A 21,710-nucleotide genomic window follows, 5' to 3' on the forward strand; every position below is an offset into this window, starting at 1 on the left:
AACTGCGGTATGGAAAGGTGGAAAACACGGACCGCGAAACTGTCCACAGGTTGGGAACAGGCTTCACAGAGGTTCGGGAGAGCCAAAAAGTGTCGACAAATAACTGAATTTAAAACGAAATTGGGGTTTCCTGCACAGGTCGACCTGCCCCTTATTACTACTATTTAAATATCTAAACACTAGATACAGGACATCGCCATGGAACTGTCTTTCAATCGCGAGACGATGACCGAAGCGCTGCAACGGATTGTGGGCGCGGCCGAAAAACGATTGACGATGCCGATCCTCGGGAATGTGCGTCTGCGACCGGACGACAACGGTGCGATCCGGATGGATACCACCGATCTCGAACTCGCCTGGCAGGCGGGTGCGGAAGGCACCATCCCGGGCGAATGCGATGTCACCGTATCGGTGCGCAAGCTGTTGGACGTCGTGAAGGCGGCCCCAGGGGACAGCGAGATTCGGGCTCGGGTGGAAGGCGAACGCATGACCGTGGGATTCGCCGGTTCGCGCTTCAGCCTGGCGACCCTGCCCGGCGCGGACTTCCCCGACTGGGAGGCGCGAGGGTCGGAGGTCGTGCTCGATGTACCCCAGAACCGGCTGCGGCGTCTGCTGGAAGCGACGATGTTTTCGATGGCGCAGCAGGACGTGCGTTACTACCTCCAGGGTTTGCTCCTGGTAGCCAGCGGGACCAGTCTGCGGGCGGTCGCGACGGACGGGCATCGCTTGGCGCTGGCCGAGGTGGAACTCGAGCACCCGGTGGAGGGGCGAGTTGAACGCATTGTCCCGCGCAAGGCCGTCGCGGAGTTGCGACGAAATCTGGCCGACGACGAATCGACGGTCCGGATCGGCTTCGGGGAAGACCAGGTCGTATTCGAACTCGGCAAAGCGGTCCTGCGCAGCAAGGTGATCGAGGGGCGCTTCCCGGACTACGAACGGGTCATCCCTTCGGATCTGCCCTCCACGTTGCGGGTCGACCGGGAAGTTCTGAAACAGGCGTTGGGCCGGGTCGCGATTGTGGCGAGTGACAAGTATCGCGGCGTACGCATGGCCCTGGGGGAGAACGGTTGCCAGGTGATGACCCACAACGCGGATCGTGAAGAGGCCCAGGAGTCGGTCGAGGCGGAATACGATGGGGGGCCAATGGAGATCGGTTTCAACCTCGGGTACCTGGCGGACGTGCTGAATGTCCTGGAGACCGAGCAGGTCCGGATCGGGCTACGTGACGGGAACTCGTCGATCCTGATTCAGGCGGAACCACCGGGCGGGGCGCGCTACGTGGTGATGCCGATGCGCCTGTAGTTCCGGGGTCTGCGTGCTGGAGTCGCTGTGGTGGCAGGGGGTCCGCAACCTTGAGGAACAGGCCTTGACGTTGGGGCCGGGAATCAACCGGCTGGTCGGCCCGAACGGTGCAGGCAAGACCTCGATACTCGAAGCAGTGCATATCCTCGCGGCTGGGCGCTCGTTTCGTACTCAGCAATTACGGCGTGTCGGGCGGAGCGGAGCCGACGGGTTGTGGATTGGGGCAGTGGTGAAGGATCCGGCCGGGGGCTCCCATCGGCTGGGGATTAGCTGGGATGGTACTCGCCGGTCGCGGCTTGATGGCCGCTGGATGGAAGGCCACGCGGCGGTGGCCGAGTGGTTGCCGGCGCGTACGCTGCATGCGGGCTCCTTCGAATTGTTGACGGGTGGACCGGAAGAGCGCAGGCGCTTGCTGGACTGGGGGTGCTTCCATGCGATCCCGGGGTACCGGGGCCAGTGGCAGCGCTGGAAGCGGGCCCATGACCAACGTAATGCCGCCTTGCGCGTGGGGGACCGCGCGGGGGCTCGCGAGTTTGAGCGACCCTGGCTGGAATTCGGCGAGGCGATCAGTGACGCGCGGCGTCGTTACGTTGAGTTCTGGCAGGCGGCGACTATGGAGGCCGCCCGGCAGTTCGGATTCGGCGAGCGGTTAGCCGATTTGAACTTGAATGCGCGGATGGGCTGGGACCGGGAAAGGAGCCTGAGCGAGGCGCTGGAGCGTAGTCGGGAGGGCGACGAAGAACGGGGCTTCGCGCAGGCGGGGCCGCAGCGGGCCGACATTGATTTGCGGCTATCGGGTCGTCTCGCCGCCGAGGCCTCCCGGGGCGAACAAAAGCGATTGGTTACGGCTCTCGTGGGCGGGCAGGCATGGATGCTCGAGGCCGAGACCGGGCGGGCGCCGGTGATGTTGCTGGACGATGTAGTGTCGGAGCTGGATCGCGAGGCAGTGGAGGGGTTGATGTCCGGGTTGTGTGAGTCGGGCTGGCAGATCCTGGTGACCGCTGTGGGAGATGACATCCCGGGGCTGGCAGGGGATACCGCAGGGCAATTGTTCCACGTGAAACATGGTCGCGTAACACCCGAATCCCCAGCCTGATGCGCCCGGGCCTTGGGTCTCGTGGCCCTCCTGGACCCCCGCACGTGACCTCACCGGTGCCCCCCGCCTTTGCGCTATACTGGCGTGTCTGCAACTGGCCGGATGACTGACCCGCATGTCCGAAACTGAAGCCCAAGATCCCTCCGTCTACGATTCCTCTCAGATCCGCGTCCTCAAGGGCCTGGATGCCGTTCGCAAGCGACCGGGCATGTACATCGGTGACACCGATGACGGCACAGGCCTGCACCACATGGTCTTCGAGGTGGTCGATAACTCGATCGACGAGGCGCTGGCAGGTCACTGCGACAGTATTGAGGTCACGATCCACGAGGACAATGCGGTCTCCGTTACGGACAACGGTCGCGGCATTCCCGTGGATATCCACGAAGAAGAGGGTATGTCGGCCGCCGAGGTCATCCTCACGGTCCTGCACGCAGGCGGGAAGTTCGACAACAACTCCTACAAGGTCTCCGGCGGCCTGCACGGCGTGGGTGTCTCGGTGGTGAATGCCCTGTCGGAAGAGCTCAGCCTGGAGATCCACCGGGATGGTCAGCGCCACGAACAGATCTATCACCTCGGCGTCCCGGATGCGCCGCTGGCGGTGACTGGCACCACGGAGCGTAACGGAACGAAGATCTGGTTTCGCCCCAGCCCGACCATCTTCACCGACATCAATTTTCACTACGAGATCCTCGCCAAGCGCCTGCGGGAGCTGTCGTTCCTCAACTCGGGCGTGCGCATAACGCTGCGCGACCACCGGGACAACCGCGAGGAGACCTTTGTCTTCGAAGGCGGTATCCGTGCTTTCGTCGAACACCTGAACCAGAAGAAAACCGCGCTGCATCCCACGGTCGTCTACGCCGACCAGATGCGCGAGGACTACGCAGTCGAAATCGCCCTGCAGTGGAATGACTCCTACCAGGAGAACATCTTCTGCTACACCAACAACATTCCGCAGCGCGACGGTGGCTCGCACATGGCGGGCTTTCGCGCCGCGCTGACGCGCACGATCAATCAGTACCTGGAGAACGAGGGCCTGATCAAGAAGGCCAAGGTCGCCACGGCGGGCGACGACATGCGCGAAGGCCTCACGGCCGTACTCTCGGTCAAGGTGCCGGATCCCAAGTTCTCCTCGCAGACCAAGGACAAGCTGGTTTCCTCCGAGGTCAAGCCGATCGTTGAAAGCGTGCTGTCCGATGCCCTCAACAACTTCCTGCTGGAACACCCGCAGGAAGCCAAGGCCATCACCGAGAAGGTGCTGGATGCCGCGCGAGCGCGCGAGGCCGCCCGCAAGGCGCGTGAGGTCACCCGCCGCAAGGGCGCGCTGGATATTGCCGGTCTGCCGGGCAAGCTGGCCGACTGTCAGGAGAAGGACCCGGCTCAGTCCGAGCTCTACCTGGTCGAGGGTGACTCCGCCGGCGGTTCGGCCAAGCAGGGCCGTGACCGCCATTTTCAGGCGATCCTGCCGCTCAAGGGCAAGATCCTGAATGTCGAGCGGGCGCGCTTTGACCGTATGCTGGGTTCGGCCGAGGTGGGCACGCTCATCACGGCGCTCGGCTGCGGTATTGGCAAGGAAGAGTACGATCCGGACAAGCTGCGTTATCACCGCATTATCATCATGACTGACGCGGACGTGGACGGCTCCCATATCCGTACCCTGCTTCTGACCTTCTTCTTCCGCCAGATGCCGGAACTGATCGAGCGCGGCCACGTATATATCGCGCAGCCGCCGCTGTACAAGATCAAGCGTGGCAAGCGCGAGCAGTACGTGCGCGACGAGGCCGAAATGGGCGAGATCGTGATCTCCCTCGCACTGGACGGCGCCGCGCTCTATCCCAGCCCGGATGCACCTCCGATTACCGGCGAGGCCTTCGAGGACCTGGTGAAGGGCTATCAAAAGGCCGCGCGCGCCGTGCAGCGCCTGGGCCGGATGTACGACTCGCGCATCCTTTGGGCGATGCTCGAGGCTGATGCGATCCCCGAGCCCCGAAGCGTGACCAACGCTGCGGTTCAGGCGTGGTTTGCCCGCATCCTGGAGAATCTATCCAGCGACAAGGCGGGTGCAACCCGCTACAGCCTGGGGCCGGTGACCCAGCATGAAGGCACGGCACAGCTGAGCCTGGACCGCATCGAACACGGCGCCGCCCTGTCGCAGTACATCACCGATGACACCCTGGCATCGCGTGATTTTCAGGCAGTACTCGACCTGTCCGCCCGTCTTAACGCCCTTCTCGACGAAGGTGCGTACATGAAGCGCGGGGAACGCGTCCACGTGATCGAGGGCTTTTCCGAAGCCATGGAATGGCTCCTGCAGGAAGGCCGCCGCGGGCTGGCAACCCAGCGCTACAAGGGCCTAGGCGAGATGAATCCCGACCAGCTTTGGGACACCACCATGAACCCCGAATCCCGCCGCCTGCTCCAGGTCCGGGTCGAAGATGCCATCCGTGCCGACGAAATCTTCACCACCCTGATGGGCGATCAGGTTGAGCCGCGTCGCGAATTTATCGAGTCGCGAGCCCTCAGTGCCGAGAACGTCGATATCTGACGTACTCGCTGCCACGGTACGACGAATCCCGCCGGCACCATGCAGGTCCTGGCCGCACTCCTGGTCCTGGTGATTCTGGCGCTGGTCGCGTTTCGCCTGTACACCCATCTTGCGGTCCATGAACGCCGCGTCGTCGCGGCCTGGGATCGACTCGATACCCTGCTCACCCAGCGCAATGGCCTGCTGGAGCGGGCTTGTTCCGCGACCCGGGCCGATCCGCCCCTGGACCTGCGGGTGCTCCAACAGGTGGTCCAGGCACAGGAGCGAGCGCGACGCTGCGGTGATCTTCCGGGTCTGGCCCGGGGCGAACGCGCCATCCGCGCCGAATGGGACCATATACGAACGCAACTCCATGATAAATATCATAAGTTTCTGGGTTCGACTGATCGACTGCCCCCTCGCGTAGCGGCACTGGACCAAGCAATTACTGAGGCCCTCGGCCGCTACAATGCTGCTGTGGATGCCTATGCCGGGCTGCGCTGCCAGTGGGCCTACGGACTCCTCGCCCGCCTCGCTGGCCATGCCGTCTTTCACCCCGTTCGCCCGCCGAGCCCATAAGCTTCGCCCCGACCACCCCGTTGCCGGGAACACCCTGCCGGGCTTTCTGTCCGAATGGCATAATCCACTGCTGGCCCGACCCTTGGAGATACCGTGTCCAACCCCTTGCTGCAGACCGACCGGCTGCCCGCCTTTCGTGCCATCGAGCCCCAACATGTCCTGCCCGCGGTGGAAACCGTCCTGGTGGAGAATCGCGCGGAGATTGATCGGCTGGTCGCGGCCGTCGGGGATCAACCGACCTGGGCCACCCTGATCCAGCCGTTGCAGGCGCTGGACACGCGCCTGGATGCCGTCTGGTCCCCGGTGGGGCACCTCAATGCGGTCATGAACGGTCCCGAGATTCGGGAGGCATACAACGCCAGCCTTCCCCTGTTGTCGGATTACGGCAGCTGGGTTTCGCAGCATCAGGGCCTGTACCGGGCGGTCCGTCGCCTGGCAGACAGTGAAGAGTACGCGCAGCTTTCGCCCCAGCGGCGCAAGGTGCTGGATGACATGCTGCGTGATTTCCATCTGAGCGGCGTCGATCTCCCCGAGGCCGAGCGTGACCGCCTGCGCGCCATCAACGCCCGCCTTTCGGAGCTGACTGCACGTTTCGAAGAGAACGTGCTGGACGCCACTCAGGCCTGGACCTGGCAGACCGATGATGCGGCCGCGCTCGCCGGCATCTCCGAGTCCGATCGGGCCATGCTCGCGCAGAACGCTCGCGATCACGACCAGACGGGTTTTGTCGTGACCCTGGATATTCCCAGCTACCTCGCAGTCATGACCCACGCCGAGGATCGCGACCTGCGTTTCCGTGTGTACGAGGCCTTCACGACGCGTGCGTCTGACCTCGGGCCCGGCGCCGGCAATCACGACAACAGCGAGATCATGGTCGAGATCCTCCAGTTGCGGGAGGAGAAGGCGCATCTGACGGGCTTTCGCCACTACGCCGAGCGTTCGCTCGCGACCAAGATGGCCGATAGCGCCGAGCAGGTCGAAGGCTTCCTCCAGGATCTGGCGCACCGCGCGCGCCCCCGGGCCGAGCGCGACCTGGACGAGTTGCGCGCCTTTGCCCGCGACGAGCTCGACCTAGGAACCCTGGAGGCCTGGGACATGGCCTTCGCGGCCGAGAAGATGCGTGAGCGGCGCCTGGGTCTCAGCCAGGAGATGTTGAAGCCCTATTTCCCCGCTGACCAGGCAGTCAACGGCTTGTTCGGCCTGGTCCAGCGCCTGTTCCAGGTCCGCTTCGAGCCCGATGACAGCATCGAGACCTGGCACGACGACGTCCGGTTCTATCGCATCTTTGACGCGAATGGTACCGAACGCGCTGGCTTTTACTTCGATCTCTACGCCCGCAAGAACAAGCGCGGCGGCGCCTGGATGGATGTATGCCGCAACCGTTTCATCTCCGAGGACCGCGCCCAGCTGCCGGTCGCCTACATGACCTGCAACTCCACCCCGCCGGTGGACGGCAAGGCGGCCCTTTTCACTCATGACGAAGTGATTACGCTGTTCCATGAGTTCGGTCACGGCCTGCATCACATGCTGACCCGGGTGGACGAACCCGATATCGCCGGCATCAACGGCGTGGAATGGGATGCGGTCGAACTGCCCAGTCAGTTCATGGAGAACTGGTGCTGGGAACGCGAGGCGCTGGATCTGTTCGCGCGCCATCACGAGACCGGCGAGGCGATGCCCGAGGACCTGTTCCAGCGCCTGCAGGGCACGCGCCACTTCCACGCGGCGTTACAGCTATTGCGCCAGGTCGAGTTCTCCCTCTTCGACATGCGCCTGCATGCCGGGCCCGCCCCTGCGAAGGCCGCGGACATCCAGCAGCTCCTGGAGACCGTGCGTCAGGAGATCGCGGTGGTCCATCCGCCGGCGTTCAATCGCTTCGCCCACGGCTTCGGCCACATCTTCGCCGGCGGCTATGCCGCGGGGTACTACAGCTACAAGTGGGCCGAGGTCCTGTCGGCTGACGCATTCGGGCGCTTCGAAGAGGAAGGTCTGTTTTCGTCCGAAGTGGGGGCGGCCTACCTGCGCGAGATTCTCGAGGCCGGCGCCTCGCGCCCGGCCGCGGATTCCTTCCGTGCCTTCCGCGGGCGCGATCCGCAGATCGACGCCCTGTTGCGCCATAGCGGCCTGGAGGAGAAAGCCGCGTGAAGATCGCCAGCTGGAACGTCAATTCGCTCAAGGTGCGTCTGCCGCAGGTCCTCGATTGGCTGGGGAGCTCGCGGACCGACGTCCTGGCCCTGCAGGAGACCAAGCTGACCGACGAGAACTTTCCGGCGGCGGCCATCCGCGATGCGGGCTATCAGGTCGTGTTCTCCGGGCAGAAGACCTACAACGGCGTGGCCATCATCTCCCGCACCGAGGCCACCGACGTGGTCACCGACCCGCCCGGGCTCGAGGACGCCCAGCGCCGTATCCTCGCCGCCACCATCGGCGAGGTTCGCGTCGTCAACCTGTATGTCGTGAACGGCGAGAACGTCGGAACCGAGAAATACGCCTACAAGCTGGACTGGCTGGCGCGGCTGCACGCCTGGCTGGCCGACGAGATTGCGCAGCACCCGAATCTCGTGGTCCTCGGTGACTTCAACATCGCCCCGGATGATCGCGATGTGCACGACCCCGAGGCCTGGCACGAGCGCATCCTGTGCTCCACGCCGGAACGCGAGGCCCTGGCCGCGCTGACCGATCTCGGCCTCACGGATACCTTCCGCACCTTCGAGCAGCCCGCGGAGGAGTATTCCTGGTTCGATTATCGGGCTGCGTCCTTCCGTCGCAATCGGGGCCTGCGCATCGACCTGGTCCTCGCCAGCGCTCCCTTGCAGGCCCGTCTACAGGCCGCGGGCATTGACCGCGAACCGCGTGCCTGGGAGCGTCCGTCCGACCATGCGCCGGTCTGGGCGGAATTCTCCGCCTAACCCCGGCCCGGGTCGCACCAACCGGCCATTCCCGAGGGAGACCCCGTGAAGTACAAGGATCTGCGCGATTTCATTGATGGCCTCGAACAGCGCGGCGAGCTACGCCGCATCACCCGCGAGGTGGACCCGAACCTGGAGATGACCGAGATCGCCGACCGCGTCCTGCGCGCCGGCGGCCCGGCCCTGCTGTTCGAAAACCCTACCGGCTCCGACATCCCGGTGCTCGCCAACCTGTTTGGTACCCCGGAGCGGGTGGCCATGGGCATGGGCGAGGACTCGGTCGAAGCCCTGCGCGAGGTCGGGCGCCTGCTCGCCTTCCTCAAGCAGCCGGACCCACCCAAGGGGCTCAAGGCCGCCTGGGAACAGCTGCCGATCTTTCGCAAGGTGCTGGACATGGCGCCCAAGAAGATCCGCGGGGCGCCCTGCCAGCGCCATGTGCTGGAAGGCGATGCGGTTGATCTCGACCAACTCCCGGTCCAGACCTGCTGGCCGGAAGACGCCGGCCCCCTGATTACCTGGGGCCTGGTGGTCACCCGTGGCCCGGAGAAGTCGCGTCAGAACCTCGGGATCTATCGCCAGCAGGTCATTGGGCGCAATCGCGTGATCATGCGCTGGCTGTCCCATCGTGGCGGGGCCCTCGATTTTCGCGAGTGGTGCCAGGCCCACCCCGGCGAGCCGTTTCCCATCGCGGTCGCCCTGGGTGCCGATCCGGCCACCATCCTCGGCGCCGTGACCCCGGTGCCGGACACCCTGTCCGAATATGCCTTCGCCGGATTGCTGCGTGGCAGTCGAACCGAGGTCACCCGCTGCATCGGTTCCGACCTGGAGGTCCCGGCCTCCGCCGAGTTCGTGCTCGAGGGGCACATCCACCCGGGCGACACCGCGCCGGAAGGCCCGTTCGGGGACCACACGGGTTACTACAACGAGGTGGACGAATTCCCGGTCTTCACCATCGACCGCATCACCCATCGTGATCAGCCGATCTACCATTCCACCTACACCGGTCGCCCGCCGGATGAGCCCGCCGTGCTCGGGGTGGCCCTGAACGAGGTGTTCATTCCCATCCTGCAGAAGCAGTTCCCGGAGATCGTGGACTTCTACCTGCCGCCCGAGGGTTGTTCCTACCGTCTGGCCGTCGTCTCCATGCGCAAGCAGTACCCGGGCCACGCCAAGCGCGTGATGATGGGGGTGTGGTCCTTCCTGCGTCAGTTCATGTACACCAAGTTCGTGATTGTGGTCGACGACGACGTGAACACCCGGGACTGGAATGACGTGATCTGGGCACTCACCACGCGCATGGATCCGGCCCGCGACACCACCCTCGTGGAAAACACCCCCATCGACTATCTCGACTTTGCCTCGCCGGTCTCGGGTCTAGGGTCCAAGATGGGCATGGACGCGACCTCCAAATGGCCGGGCGAGACCGATCGCGAGTGGGGCCGGCCGATCGCCATGGACGAGGCGGTCAAGCGCCGCGTGGACGAGATCTGGGATGAACTGGGGATATGAGGCGTGACGCGCCGCCGAATCCCGGGCGCGGTCGGGCTCCTGGCTGTACTGCTGCTGGCTTTGACCGCCTGTGCGGCCGCCCCGGAGCGTGAAACCGTGCGCGCGGCGGGGACCCCAGTGAAGGAAGCTCCCGCGGGCGCAGCGATTGCCCCCGATCGCGTCCGCCGCTGGTCGCCCGCAGAACCCGTCGCCGTGGTGATCGCCCTGCACAGCTTCCGCGATCACGCCGGTGCCTATGACGCCCTGGGCCCCTGGCTGGCCGATCGCGGCTACAGTGTCCAGGCGCTGGATCAGCGCGGCCATGGCACGAGCGAGCCGCACGGCCGCTGGCCGGGTGTCGAACCCCTGATCAGCGACGTGGCTGCGATGGTCCGCGCGGCGCAAGCGGAGGACCCCGAACGGCCGATCTTCCTGCTGGGCGAGAGCATGGGCGGCTCCGCCGCGCTAGCGAGCCTCGCCACCCACCCCGAGCTGGAGGTCGCCGGGGTGATGGCTGTCGCCCCGGGCCTGCGTGGCGGGATCCCCGCGCGCGGTTTCTGGGATGCTGCCGTACGCACCGGCGAGGTCCTCGCCGGCGGGCTCACGCTGACCATCGACCCCGACTACTCCGACAGCCTTGCACCCGACGCGGTCGAACGCTTCTCCAAGGACCCACGCATCATCCGCCGTGTGCGCATGGATACCTATGCCGGCGTGGTCTGGCTGGCCCAGTACGCCACGGATCATATCGGCCACGTCACAGCCCCGGTGGTGTACCTGTGGGGCGAGCAGGACGGGACGATCCAGCGCGAGTCGGTCTGCATGGCCGCCCGCGCCCATCCTCGGGGCCAGGCCGAGGTCTGGACCGCCCCCGACTGGCCGCATCTCATTCTGCACGCCCCCGACTGGCAGACCACGGCCATCCGCCTGGTCGACTGGATGCAGCGGTTGGCGGGCGAGGAGGTCGGCGCCCGCACGGCGCGAAGGCCCGACCCCGACCCCTGCGACGATTAATCGCCCAGGTGGGCACCGTCCTCCGGCGCCGCCGACCAGGCCGCGATGTCACGGCCCATCACCTGCACGGTACGCCCCAGCACCGAACACGAGCCCTTGAAGCCGCCAAATGCGCCGCCGCCCGAGAAACGCCGCGAGGTAAAGCTGGCCTGCTCCTCCCCGTCCGCGTACAGCGTTCCCGCTGCCTCGGTTACCTTGCGGTGGCCGATCCAGGCATTGCCACCGCTGACCGCGTCGGTCAGTTCGACCATCAGCACCTGGCCACCGGACGCTGGATCGAGATCCTGGCTACGCTGGAAGCGGATGCCCTGATCGGCCCCGTAGTGCTCGATGAACTCGGAGAACTGTTCCTCCAGGTTGCACTCCTGGCGGATGTTGTTGGCGATGGTGGCATCGGCGCTGTAGGGCACCGCGTGCGCAACCCGGATCACCGGCGCATCCGCCGCGACCTCGACGGTAGCGGCCGGCGTGTCCGTCGGCGTGTCCGTCGGCGTGGCCGCCGCATCCCCGGAATCGGTGGACCGGGTCTCGTTCGAGGCGCAGCCGCTTGCAAGCAGCAGCCCGGCCCCGGCGGCAATCAGTAGATGACGCATGGCATTCCCTTGTCGTTTTTATGGTTCGGTCCCGATTCTGCCGAACCCGTCCGCGCGAGGGAACCCCTACGCCGACGACCCGGCCGGACTGCGGTTGCTTGCGTTCGGGGCGGCAGCGGCGAGAATAACGGCCTTTCCGCGACCGAGGGTTTCCGATGGCGTTCGATGTCACCATTCAGCCCAGTGGCCATGTATTCGAGGTCGAAGACGACGAGACCGTCCTCGAGGCCGGCCTGCGCCAGGGCTTCGCCTTTCCTTACGGCTGCCGCAATGGCGCCTGTGGCTCCTGCAAGGGGCGGGTGCTGCAGGGCGAGGTTGATCACGGGCCGAACAAGCCACCAGGCATCAGCGAGGCGGAACTGGCCGACGGCATGGCCTTGTTCTGCCAGGCGGTCCCGGTGGACGACCTCGAGATCGAGGTGAAAGAGATCGGCGCGGCCAGGGACATCGTGGTCAAGACCCTGCCGTGTCGCGTGGCGGCCCTGAACCGCCTGGCCGACGACGTGATGGAGCTGCGTCTGCAGCTCCCGGCCGCCGAACGCCTCCAGTTCCTCGCAGGGCAGTACCTGGACATCCTGCTCAAGGGGGGCGAGCGCCGCAGCTATTCCCTGGCCAACGCCCCGCACGATGACGCGCAGCTGTCCCTGCATGTCCGGCACATGCCGGGCGGGCGTTTCTCCACCATGGTGTTCGAGGAGCTCAAGCCCAAGGCGCTGCTGCGTATCGAGGGGCCGCTGGGCAGCTTTTTCGTCGACGAGGAATCCCCGCGCCCGCGCCTGTTCGTTGGTGGGGGCACCGGTTTTGGTCCGTTGAAAGGCATGCTGGACCATCTGGCCGCCGAAGGACTGGATCGACCGCACCACCTGTTCTGGGGCGCCCGCGGCGCCGATGGCATCTATGCCCCGGACTGGCTGCAGCAGATGGCCGCCGAGCACGCCGGACCGTTCCGTTTCACGCCGGTGCTGTCGGATGCCCCGGCCGAGACCGCCGCCGGCTTTGCCGCCGTCAGCGGCTGGCCTCAAGATGCGGTGCTGTCGGAGTACCCGGACCTGTCCGGCTTTGATGTCTACATGGCCGGGCCACCGGCGATGATCCACGCCGCGCGCGAGGCCTTCCAGGCGGCCGGTCTGCCGCCGGAGCAGCTGTACTACGACAGCTTCGAACCGGCCACCCCGGCCGAGTAACACCGCGGCGCCCGCGTCGCTTATTCACCACGAAGGGCGCGAAGACACGAAGAAAGGCAAGGTCACAATCGGTTGAACCACAGAGGAGACTGAGGTCACGGAGAAAACCGGGGATGGCGTCATAAGGACGGTAGGATGCGGATGAGCGCAGCGAATCGCATCAGTCCCTCTGCGAACCGCTGATCCCCGACCTCGATGCCCGATGGGTCTGCTCACCACAGCCCCGCACGGGGACGACGGGCCAACACTTGTGGTGTAACCGCCCTTCTTCGTGCCAGAAAAAACCTAAGCCCCATCGGCGCGCAGGCGTTCCGCGAGTTGATGGACTGCCGCCAGCATGGCCGCGTCGGTCGGGTCCTCGGCGGTCTCGACGGCGGCCTTGAAGCCCAGCTCCTGCGCGATCTCCGCGATGCGTTCGCTGCCGACCACCAGCGGGGTCTTGCGCAGCCACATGCGCCCCAGCTTGCCGACCATCTCGTACAGGTTGCGCAGCCCCTCGCCACTGGTGATGGTGATCACGCCGATCTGCCCGCGCGAGAAGGCGTACATCAGCTCGCCGGTATCGCCCTCGGGGCGCCCGCGGCGGTAGGCCTCGGCAAAGGTCACCTCGGCGCCGCGGGCCTTCAGGGTGTCGCCCAGCAATTCGCGGCCGCCATCGCCGCGGAAGATCACCACGCGCTTGCCGGCCACCTCCTGCATCGCCTCCTGCGCCAGCAGGGCCTCGCTGTCGAAGCGTCGCGGCGGCAGGATGTCCGCCGGGCGCCCGAAGCCCTTCAATTCCTGCGCCGTGCGGTTGCCGATCGCCGCGATCTTCGTGCTCGCGGGCCATGTGCGTTCCGCCAGGGCCAGATTGAGCACGCGCTGGACGGCGTTCGGGCTGATGAACACGGCGATATCGAAGTCCGCCAGCCGGTCCAGCACCTCGCGCAGGTTGGTGGGATCACTGGGGGCCAGGATCTCCAGCACGGGAAAGCGGATCACGCTCGCGCCCTCGGCCGTCAAGGCGGTACAGAACGGCTCCGCCTGGGCGGCCGGGCGGGTGACCAGGATGCCAAGGCCGGCCAGCGGGCCGCAGGCCTCGTCGACCACCGTGTTGTCGTCTGCGGATGCGGTCATGCGTCTACCCCTTCGTGTCCTGGCCGTGTTCCCGATGTGCGGCCGCGAGCAGTTCGCCTGCCCCGAGTTCCAGCAGCATGTCCGCCAGGCGGATCCCGAGGGCCTGGGCGTCGCTGCGCGGCCCCTCGACCTGGCGGCGCAACAGGCGACTGCCATCCACCGCGCCGACCAGGCCGTCCAGGTGCAGCTGATCCCCGACCAGCGTCGCATGGGCAGCCAGTGGGACCTGACAGCCGCCTTCCAGGCGACGGTTGAAGGCCCGCTCGGCGCGCACGCGGTCGGTGGTATCCGCATCGTTCAATGGTGCGATCAGCGCGCCGATGGCGGTATCGCCGGCGCGACACTCGATGGCGATGGCACCCTGACCAACCGCCGGCAGGCTGACGTCCGGCTCCAGGCAGCTGCGAATCCGCTCATGGAACCCGAGGCGCTTGAGCCCGGCTGCGGCGAGCAGGATGGCGTCGTATTCGCCGGCATCCAGCTTGCCCAAGCGGGTATTCACGTTGCCGCGCAGGTCACGGACCTCCAGGTCCGGTCGCCGCGCGCGCAGCTGGCACTGCCGGCGCAGGCTGGAGGAGCCAACCCGGGCCCCCTGCGGCAGCTCGTCGACATGTGCGTACTGGTTGGACACGAACGCGTCCAGCGGGTCCTCGCGGTCGAGGATCACCGGCAGTTCGAGCTGCTCGGGCAGCTCCATCGGCACGTCCTTCACCGAGTGCACCGCGATGTCGGCGCGGTCCTCCAGCAGCGCGATCTCCAGCTCCTTCACGAACAGGCCCTTGCCGCCGATCCGCGCCAGCGGGGAGTCCAGGACACGGTCGCCCTGGGTGGTCATGCCCACCAGTTCAACCGGGCGTTCCGGATCACGGGCGCGCAGACGGGCGGCGACGTGTTCGGCCTGCCACATGGCAAGCGGGCTCTTTCGGGTGGCGATGCGTACAGGCTTCATGGATTGTCCGGGCGAGCCACGGCGCGAGCGGCCGGGCGTTCAAACGGACTAGTATAACGGCGAATGCTTCGCGCCCCGAATCCCGCAGGGGTGTGCGGCCCTCTCAGGTCCCGTTGCGCAGGTAATCGCGCACTCGGGGCAGCTGGCGGCGGCTGATGGGGATCGGGTCCAGGTCGTCGTGGAACAGCAGGCGGTGGTCGGTCTGGCCGAGGCTTTCGACGCCCTTGATCGAGGCCTTCACCGCCAGGCAGCCGCGGTGCACCCGCAATAGGGCGGGGCCGTACCGGCCCTCCAGTTCGCGCAGGCGGGCGTCGACGAAGCCGGCCAGGCGTGCCGAACGCGCCATGACGTAACCGCCCTCCGCGATGAAGATGTCCACCTGTTCCAGCGGTACGCGTTCCTCGCGCCGGCCAACGGTGATGTGGACCTCGTTCGGGAAGGTCTCGGGCCGGTCCTGTTTTTGCTGCACTGCACGCTGCAACGCCTGTTCCAGCCGTTCGCGGCGCACCGGCTTCAGCACGTAGTCGCGCACCCCGGCCTCGAATGCCTCCAGCGGAAAGCGGTCGTGGGCGGTGACCAGGATCACCGTCAGCGCGGGATCTTCTGCATGCAGACGCCGCGCGAGTTCCAGCCCGGTTTCCCCGGGCATGTCGATATCCAGCAGCAGGGCATCCGGCGCGTGGTCCTGCAATTGCATCTCGACCTCGCCGGCATGCGCAGCTTGCGCCACCACCCGATGCCCCAACTCCTGCGCGAGCGCGGTCAGCCGTTGACGGGCAATCGGCTCGTCGTCGGCAATCAATAACTCCAGTCGAGCGGTGTTCATGTGGTTTCCCCCCGGTTCGCGAGCGGCAAACGGATCCGGACCTCGAACCGCTCGACCTCGGCCTCGGCCTCGAAGTGTACCTGCCCGCCGAAGGCGTGCTGCAGCCGCAGGCGTACCGCATCGGTGGCGGTGCCGGTCCCCTCGCCGCGTGCGTGTGGATCCACGGTGTTGCCGATGGTCACCGTGACCCGTCCGGAATCCATGCGGCAGCGCACCCATATGCGCCCTGCGCCGCGTGCGGGTGCGATCCCGTGCTGGATCGCGTTCTCCGCCAGCGGTTGCAGGATCAGCGTGGGCACATCGAGATCCAGGCCCGGATGGTCGGGGCAGTCCCAGTCGAGTACCAGGCGTTCGCCGAAACGGGTCTGTTCGATCTCGAGGAACGCGCGGACCAGGTCCAGCTCCTCGCGCAGCGAGTGGCGATCCCCGGTGGCGAAGGTCGCACGGAACAGATCCGCCAGATCCAGGGTGACCTGTTCCGCACGCGCAGGATCACTGCGACACAGCCCGGCGATGGTGTTCATGCTGTTGTAGAGAAAATGCGGGCGCAGGCGGGCGCGCATGGCCTGTTCCCGGGCCGCTGCCACGGCCCGGGTTTCGCGTTGCCAGGCCGCCTGCAGGTACAGGTAGTGCATGGCCATCAGGCTGAGGATGGTGGCGACGCCGATCACCGGCCAGCGCAGCGCCGGGTCGGCCAGCACCAGTTCCTCCGCGAGGCGATAGACGATGGCGGTGTTGGCGATGGGAACCAGGGGCGGCAGCACGATCTGCGCGGTCAGCGGCAGTCGGTGCAGCGATCTCTTGAGCCCGCACAGGATCAACAGGCTGGTCAGCGCCACCCAGAAGATGAACAGCGCGTGCAGCGCCAGGGCCGACAGCCAGTCCTGGCCGCCGCCGCGCAACAGGGCTACGGCCAGTGCCAGCAGCACGGCCACCATGAGCACGCGCAGCAACGTCTCCGCACTGCAGAAATCGGGCAGCGGCGAGAGCTCCCCGGTGGTGTCCCTGGTGGTTTCCCCCTGGGCCATGCGTAACACTCTCCCCTGTTGCCGTGCACAAACGGGCGCAGGACCGCGCCATGTTCACTCCCCGGCTGTGCCCGTATACTTCCGTGTCTTTCCCCACCCGCTTCAGGATGCACCATGACGCAGGATTCCCCGCACGACAAGCCAGCCGCCACGCCTGCCGCCTCCGGTGAGGCCAAGCTGTGGGGCGGGCGCTTTTCCGAGCCGACCGATGCCTTCGTCGAGCGCTTCACCGCGTCGGTGGATTTCGACCGCCGCCTGTACCGCGAGGACATCCAGGGCTCGCAGGCGCATGCGCGCATGCTGGCCAAGGTCGGGGTGCTGACAGAGGCCGAGGCCGGGGAGATCCTCGCGGGGCTGGACGCGATCCGCGATGAGATTGCCGCCGGCGAGTTCGACTGGCAGGTCGGGCGCGAGGACGTGCACATGAACATCGAGGCGCGGCTGATCGAGCGCATCGGCGACGTCGGCAAGAAGCTGCACACCGGGCGTTCGCGCAACGACCAGATCGCGACCGACATCCGCCTGTGGCTGCGCGCGGCCATCGACGATGTCCTGCGCCTGATCCGCGGCTATCAGGATGGCCTGGTGGCCCTGGCCGAGCGTGAGGCGGATACCGTGATGCCCGGCTTTACCCACCTGCAGACCGCCCAGCCGGTCACCTTCGGCCATCACATGCTGGCCTGGTACGAGATGCTGGAGCGCGATGCCGAGCGTCTGCGTGATACGCGGCGCCGGGTGAACATCCTGCCGCTGGGCGCAGCCGCGCTGGCTGGTACGCCGTATCCGCTGGATCGTGAATACACCGCCGAACTGCTGGGTTTCGACAGTGTCACCCGCAACTCCCTGGACGCGGTCTCCGATCGTGATTTCGCCATCGAATTCACCGCAGCCGCCGCGACCCTGATGATGCACCTGTCGCGTCAGGCCGAGGAGCTGGTGCTGTGGACCAGCGCCCAGTTCGCCTTCATCGAGCTGCCGGATCGCTACTGCACCGGCTCCTCGATCATGCCGCAAAAGAAGAACCCGGACGTACCCGAACTGGTGCGGGGCAAGACCGGCCGGGTCTACGGCCACCTGATGTCGCTGCTGACCCTGATGAAGAGCCAGCCGCTGGCGTACAACAAGGATAATCAGGAAGACAAGGAACCGCTGTTCGACACCGTCGACACCCTGCTGGGCTCGCTGCGTGCGTTCGGCGACATGGTGCCGAACCTTGAGGTGCGGCGGGAGAACACCCTGGCGGCAACCCGCAAGGGCTTCGCCACGGCGACCGATCTGGCCGACTACCTGGTCGGGCGCGGTGTGGCCTTTCGCGATGCCCACGAGGTCGTCGGGCGCGCGGTGCGTATTGCGCAGGAGCGCGGGGTGGACCTGGCGGAGCTGCCGCTGGCGGACCTGCAGGCGATCAGCCCGGCGGTGGGCGAGGACGTGTTCACGGTGCTGACGCCCGAGGGCTCGGCCGCCGCGCGTAACCTCACGGGGGGGACCGCCCCGGAACAGGTGCGCCGCCAGGCTGCGGCCGCCCGCGAGCACCTGGCCGCGCTGGCCCGCGCCGACCGCTGAGTTAGTTCACCCCGCACTCCGGTTCCCGGGGGCGGGGCGCGTCTGTGTGCCGCCTGGCCCGCCTTCAGATCCGGTCCAGCGTGGACTCCAGCACTTCCCAGTGGACGTTGCCGTGGACGACCTCGTAGGCCAGCAGTAGCTGGCCGTGCGCCGAGTCGCCCTCGAAGTTCGCCAGGACCCACTGGTGGTTCAGGACGTGGATGCCGTCGCGGCGGAACGCGTATGCGTCGCCTTCCGGCGCCTCGTGCGGGATCAGGCCGGTCTGCTGCATCAGGTCATCGGCGAGACGCTCGTTCGGGCGCACCATGCCGCGACGCTGCAGGTCCTGGAGATGGGCATTGGTCAGGCCCAGTTCCACCGGACGCGGGATCTCGTGGCGGGTGTATTGCTGCAGCTGCATCTGCGCCTGCAGCAGATCGCGGTTGGCCTCCGAAAGATCCTGTTCGAGCCCGTTGCCGCGGGCGATGTAGATCGCCAGCACGACCACGAAAAACAGCATGAAGCCGAGCCAGACCAGGCGTTCGTTGGTCTTCAGGTTCTGCGGCTTGGGGTTGTCTTGTTCGGACACGGGGTTTGCCTCCGGAATGCAGGGTGCCGTTTGCCGTGGGGCATCCGGCCGGAAAATGAACGCGCGACCGCCGTGGGTTCCTGAACCCGGGTCGATGCGACGCGCATGATAACCCCTGACACCGCAACCTGCCGAGAATGCCCCATGTCGGTCCCCGAGCCCGTCAACGCCACCGCATCCGAGAGCCAGCTGGAGTGGATCAACCACTTTGCCCGGCTGCCGGAGGCCTTTCACGAGAGCCCGGCGCCCGCCCCGTTTCCGGATGCGACCTGCCTGGCGAGCAGCCCGGCCATGTGCGAGCGTCTGGGCCTGGAGGCTGCGGCCCTGGGCCGCGACCCGTGGCTCGGGGCCTGCACTCACGGTAGCGAGCTGGCGGGGGCCGAGCCGCGGGCCTCGGTGTACGCGGGACACCAGTTCGGCGTCTTCGTGCCGCAACTGGGCGATGGTCGCGCGAAGCTCCTGGGCGAGGTTCGCACGCCAACGGGCGAGACCTGGGAGTTGCAGGTCAAGGGTGCCGGCCCGACGCGCTTCTCGCGCGGCGCGGACGGTCGTGCGGTCATGCGTTCCTCGGTGCGCGAGTACCTGGTCTCGGAGGCGATGGCCGCGTTGGGCGTGCCGACTACCCGCGCGGTGGCGTTGTTTGGCTCCAGCCTGCCGGTGTACCGCGAGCGCGTCGAGCCGGCGGCCATCGTGCTGCGCGCCGCGCCCAGCTTCCTGCGCTTCGGCCATTTCGAATACTTCCACTACAACGGCTACAGCGCCCGCCTGCAGGAGCTGATCGACTACGCCCTGGCGCATGACTACCCGGAACTCCAGGGGGCCGATGATCCCGTCGCCGCGATGCTGGAGGCGGTGATCGCCCGCACCGCGGAGATGGTCGCCGACTGGCAGGCCATCGGCTTCTGTCACGGCGTGATGAACACCGACAACATGAGCCTGGCCGGCCTGACCATCGACTACGGCCCGTTCGCGTTCATGGATGCCTTCGACCCCGGCTACATCTGCAACCACACCGACCAGGGCGGGCGCTATGCCTTCGACCAGCAGCCGCAGATCGCGCAGTGGAACCTGATCCGCCTGGCCGAGACCCTGGTGATTTATTTCGCCGACGCCACCCGCGAGGCGGCGATCGAGCACGCCAAGGCGCTGCTGCAGGGCTTCCAGCCGCAGTACCGGCAGGCCTGGTTGGCGCGTATGCGCGCGAAGCTCGGGCTGCAGGTGGAACAGGAGGACGACGAGGCATTGATCCAGGATCTGCTCGCGCGCATGGCAGCCGAGGGTGTGGATTACGCTCGCTTCTTCCGCCAGCTGCCGGATCTCGAGCAGGCGGAGATCCGGGCGCAACTGGAATCGGAACTGGAGGATGGGGCCGCATGGCAGGCTTGGTGGTCGCGCTATCAGGCGCGGCTGGCGAGGGAGGGGCTGCCCCCTGAAGAGCGGCGCGCGGCGATGAATGCCGTCAATCCCAAGTACATCCTGCGCAACCATCTGGCCCAGGCCGCGATCGAGCAAGCCGAGGCAGGGGATGCATCCGAGGTGCTGCGTCTGCAGCAGATCCTGGCGCGTCCGTTCGCTGAACAGCCGGAATACGAGGCCTATGCGGACCTGCCGCCGGAGTGGGCGAGCGGGATCCAGCTAAGCTGTTCGTCCTGAGAGGGCGTGCAGGCCGGACCCCGGACTGGAACGTCCGGAGACCGGGGCCAACTTATCCGAGGATGCCGCGCAGGATGTAGAAGTAGACCACCGCGAGGATCGCGCCGGCCGGCAGGGTCACGATCCAGGATAGGAAGATCATCCGCACCAGCCCCAGATTGATCGCGGCAATCCCGCGTGCCAGGCCCACGCCGAGGATCGCGCCCACTAGGGTATGGGTAGTGGAGATCGGCAGGCCGGTGCCGGAGGCCAGGACCACGGTGGCCGCCGCCGCGGCGGTGGCGGCATAGCCGCGGCTGGGGGTGAGCTGGGTGATCCCGGTGCCCACGGTCGCGATCACCTTGTGGCCGTAGGTGAACAGGCCGAACACGATGCCGACCCCACCCAGCAGCAGCACCCACATGGGCACGACAGTCTCGGTGCTCACATCGCCGGTCTGGATCACGTCCACGACTGCAGCCAGCGGGCCGACGGCATTGGCGACGTCGTTGGAGCCCAGGGCAAAGGCCATCGCGCACCCGGTCACCACCATCTGGATGCCGAACACCTTCTCGACATTGGCGAAATGGGAGCCTTCCTCGCCCACGCCGGTGGGATCGTCAAAGCGCAGGCGCCGGATTGCCATCATCCCGAGCACGACCACGATGGCGCTGATCAGGATCGCGAAGCCATAGGCCTGCACGGGCGTGAGGTCCAGGCCGACGTGGGTCAGGCCCTTGAACATCGTTACCAGTGCCGTGACAAAGGCCGTGAGGAAGATATAGAGCGGCGCCCAGCGCTTGGCGTTCTTCAGCGGATCGACGGTATCGAGGATCAGGATCTGCACACTGCGGAACAGGGCAAAGGCGATCATCCCGCCGACGAGCGGCGAGACCACCCAGGACATCGCGATGGTGCCGACACGTTCCCAGCGAACCACCTCGAAGCCGAGGCCGACCACGGCAAAGCCGACGATGGCGCCAATGATGGAGTGGGTCGTGGAGACCGGCCAGCCAAAATAGGAGGCGACCATCAGCCAGGTCCCGGCGGCTGCCAGGGCCGCCAGCATCCCGTAAACGAGCAATTCGGGGTTGTCGGCCATCAGGCTGGAGTCGACCATCCCGCTTCGAATGGTCTGGGTGACCTCGCCGCCGGCCAGCCAGGCCCCGGAGAACACGAAGATCGCGGCTACAAACACCGCCTGGCGAATCGTCAGCGCGCGTGAGCCCACCGAGGTGCCCATGGCATTGGCAACGTCGTTGGCGCCGATGCCCCAGGCCATGAACAGGCCGAAGATCACTGCAAGGCCGAGCAACAGGGTGCTGTATTCCATGCCGTC

Annotated in this window: 18 protein-coding genes; 11 read left to right on the top strand and 7 right to left on the bottom strand. The window is 66.5% G+C overall.

Going from position 1 to position 21,710, the window contains the following annotated elements; translation table 11 throughout:
- Positions 1 to 198: 198 nt before the first annotated feature.
- From dnaN to G333_RS0103885, 8 genes are all read left to right on the top strand, one after another.
- Positions 199 to 1,302 carry a DNA polymerase III subunit beta gene (gene dnaN, locus G333_RS0103850; RefSeq protein WP_018937511.1) on the top strand — a complete coding sequence of 368 codons (1,104 nt, stop codon included), beginning with the start codon at positions 199 to 201 and terminating at the stop codon, positions 1,300 to 1,302.
- Positions 1,303 to 1,315: 13 nt separating this feature from the next.
- Positions 1,316 to 2,398, top strand: coding sequence for a DNA replication/repair protein RecF (locus G333_RS14215; protein ID WP_019627711.1), 1,083 nt, complete (start codon positions 1,316 to 1,318; stop codon positions 2,396 to 2,398).
- Positions 2,399 to 2,513: 115 nt separating this feature from the next.
- Complete coding sequence (gene gyrB, locus G333_RS0103860; protein WP_019627712.1) at positions 2,514 to 4,943, top strand: DNA topoisomerase (ATP-hydrolyzing) subunit B; 2,430 nt, start codon at positions 2,514 to 2,516, stop codon at positions 4,941 to 4,943.
- 39 nt (positions 4,944 to 4,982) lie between these two features.
- The gene (locus G333_RS0103865) at positions 4,983 to 5,501 is read left to right on the top strand and encodes a hypothetical protein (protein ID WP_019627713.1); all 519 of its coding nucleotides are present in this window, start codon (positions 4,983 to 4,985) and stop codon (positions 5,499 to 5,501) included.
- Between the two features lie 93 nt (positions 5,502 to 5,594).
- Positions 5,595 to 7,646 (top strand): M3 family metallopeptidase, encoded by a 2,052-nt coding sequence (locus tag G333_RS0103870; protein WP_019627714.1) that lies wholly within the window; start codon positions 5,595 to 5,597, stop codon positions 7,644 to 7,646.
- On the top strand, positions 7,643 to 8,410 hold the full coding sequence (gene xth, locus G333_RS0103875) for an exodeoxyribonuclease III (protein WP_018937506.1): 768 nt from the start codon (positions 7,643 to 7,645) through the stop codon (positions 8,408 to 8,410). The genes G333_RS0103870 and xth overlap by 4 nt, the downstream gene beginning before the upstream one ends.
- A gap of 45 nt (positions 8,411 to 8,455) precedes the next feature.
- The gene (ubiD, locus tag G333_RS0103880) at positions 8,456 to 9,919 is read left to right on the top strand and encodes a 4-hydroxy-3-polyprenylbenzoate decarboxylase (RefSeq protein WP_018950877.1); all 1,464 of its coding nucleotides are present in this window, start codon (positions 8,456 to 8,458) and stop codon (positions 9,917 to 9,919) included.
- Positions 9,920 to 9,922: 3 nt separating this feature from the next.
- Positions 9,923 to 10,912 carry an alpha/beta fold hydrolase gene (locus tag G333_RS0103885; RefSeq protein WP_019627715.1) on the top strand — a complete coding sequence of 330 codons (990 nt, stop codon included), beginning with the start codon at positions 9,923 to 9,925 and terminating at the stop codon, positions 10,910 to 10,912.
- On the opposite strand, the gene G333_RS0103890 is transcribed toward G333_RS0103885, so the two are convergent.
- Entirely contained in the window at positions 10,909 to 11,505 is a 597-nt protein-coding gene (locus G333_RS0103890) for a hypothetical protein (protein WP_019627716.1), read from the bottom strand. The genes G333_RS0103885 and G333_RS0103890 overlap by 4 nt on opposite strands.
- Positions 11,506 to 11,660: 155 nt before the next feature.
- Between G333_RS0103890 and G333_RS0103895 the strand changes: the two genes are divergently transcribed.
- Positions 11,661 to 12,689 carry a CDP-6-deoxy-delta-3,4-glucoseen reductase gene (locus G333_RS0103895; protein ID WP_019563842.1) on the top strand — a complete coding sequence of 343 codons (1,029 nt, stop codon included), beginning with the start codon at positions 11,661 to 11,663 and terminating at the stop codon, positions 12,687 to 12,689.
- 285 nt (positions 12,690 to 12,974) lie between these two features.
- Here G333_RS0103895 and G333_RS0103900 read toward each other — a convergent pair whose 3' ends face one another.
- The 4 genes from G333_RS0103900 to G333_RS0103915 form a co-directional block, all read right to left on the bottom strand.
- Entirely contained in the window at positions 12,975 to 13,805 is an 831-nt protein-coding gene (locus tag G333_RS0103900; RefSeq protein ID WP_019627717.1) for a uroporphyrinogen-III synthase, read from the bottom strand.
- A gap of 4 nt (positions 13,806 to 13,809) precedes the next feature.
- Positions 13,810 to 14,754: a hydroxymethylbilane synthase gene (hemC, locus tag G333_RS0103905; protein WP_019627718.1), complete on the bottom strand. Its 945-nt coding sequence runs from the start codon at positions 14,752 to 14,754 to the stop codon at positions 13,810 to 13,812.
- A 103-nt stretch (positions 14,755 to 14,857) separates the two neighbouring features.
- Entirely contained in the window at positions 14,858 to 15,580 is a 723-nt protein-coding gene (locus G333_RS0103910; protein WP_018937499.1) for a LytTR family DNA-binding domain-containing protein, read from the bottom strand.
- Positions 15,577 to 16,608: a sensor histidine kinase gene (locus tag G333_RS0103915; protein ID WP_018950883.1), complete on the bottom strand. Its 1,032-nt coding sequence runs from the start codon at positions 16,606 to 16,608 to the stop codon at positions 15,577 to 15,579. Before G333_RS0103915 ends, G333_RS0103910 begins: the two co-directional genes overlap by 4 nt.
- A 114-nt stretch (positions 16,609 to 16,722) precedes the next feature.
- Here G333_RS0103915 and argH point away from each other — a divergent pair, with 114 nt between their 5' ends.
- On the top strand, positions 16,723 to 18,171 hold the full coding sequence (argH, locus tag G333_RS0103920; RefSeq protein ID WP_018937497.1) for an argininosuccinate lyase: 1,449 nt from the start codon (positions 16,723 to 16,725) through the stop codon (positions 18,169 to 18,171).
- Between the two features lie 64 nt (positions 18,172 to 18,235).
- On the opposite strand, the gene G333_RS0103925 is transcribed toward argH, so the two are convergent.
- Positions 18,236 to 18,739, bottom strand: a complete 504-nt coding sequence (locus tag G333_RS0103925; RefSeq protein WP_018649594.1) for a hypothetical protein — start codon at positions 18,737 to 18,739, stop codon at positions 18,236 to 18,238.
- A gap of 144 nt (positions 18,740 to 18,883) precedes the next feature.
- On the opposite strand from G333_RS0103925, the gene G333_RS0103930 reads away from it, so the two are divergent.
- Positions 18,884 to 20,392 (top strand): YdiU family protein, encoded by a 1,509-nt coding sequence (locus G333_RS0103930; RefSeq protein WP_019627719.1) that lies wholly within the window; start codon positions 18,884 to 18,886, stop codon positions 20,390 to 20,392.
- Between the two features lie 52 nt (positions 20,393 to 20,444).
- Here the strand turns inward: G333_RS0103930 and G333_RS0103935 are convergent, their stop codons facing one another.
- On the bottom strand, positions 20,445 to 21,704 hold the full coding sequence (locus tag G333_RS0103935; RefSeq protein WP_018168816.1) for an inorganic phosphate transporter: 1,260 nt from the start codon (positions 21,702 to 21,704) through the stop codon (positions 20,445 to 20,447).
- Between the last annotated feature and the right edge of the window lie 6 nt (positions 21,705 to 21,710).

Origin of the sequence: Thioalkalivibrio sp. AKL10, from assembly GCF_000381845.1 — a bacterium.
Taxonomy (GTDB): Bacteria; Pseudomonadota; Gammaproteobacteria; order Ectothiorhodospirales; family Ectothiorhodospiraceae; genus Thioalkalivibrio; species Thioalkalivibrio versutus.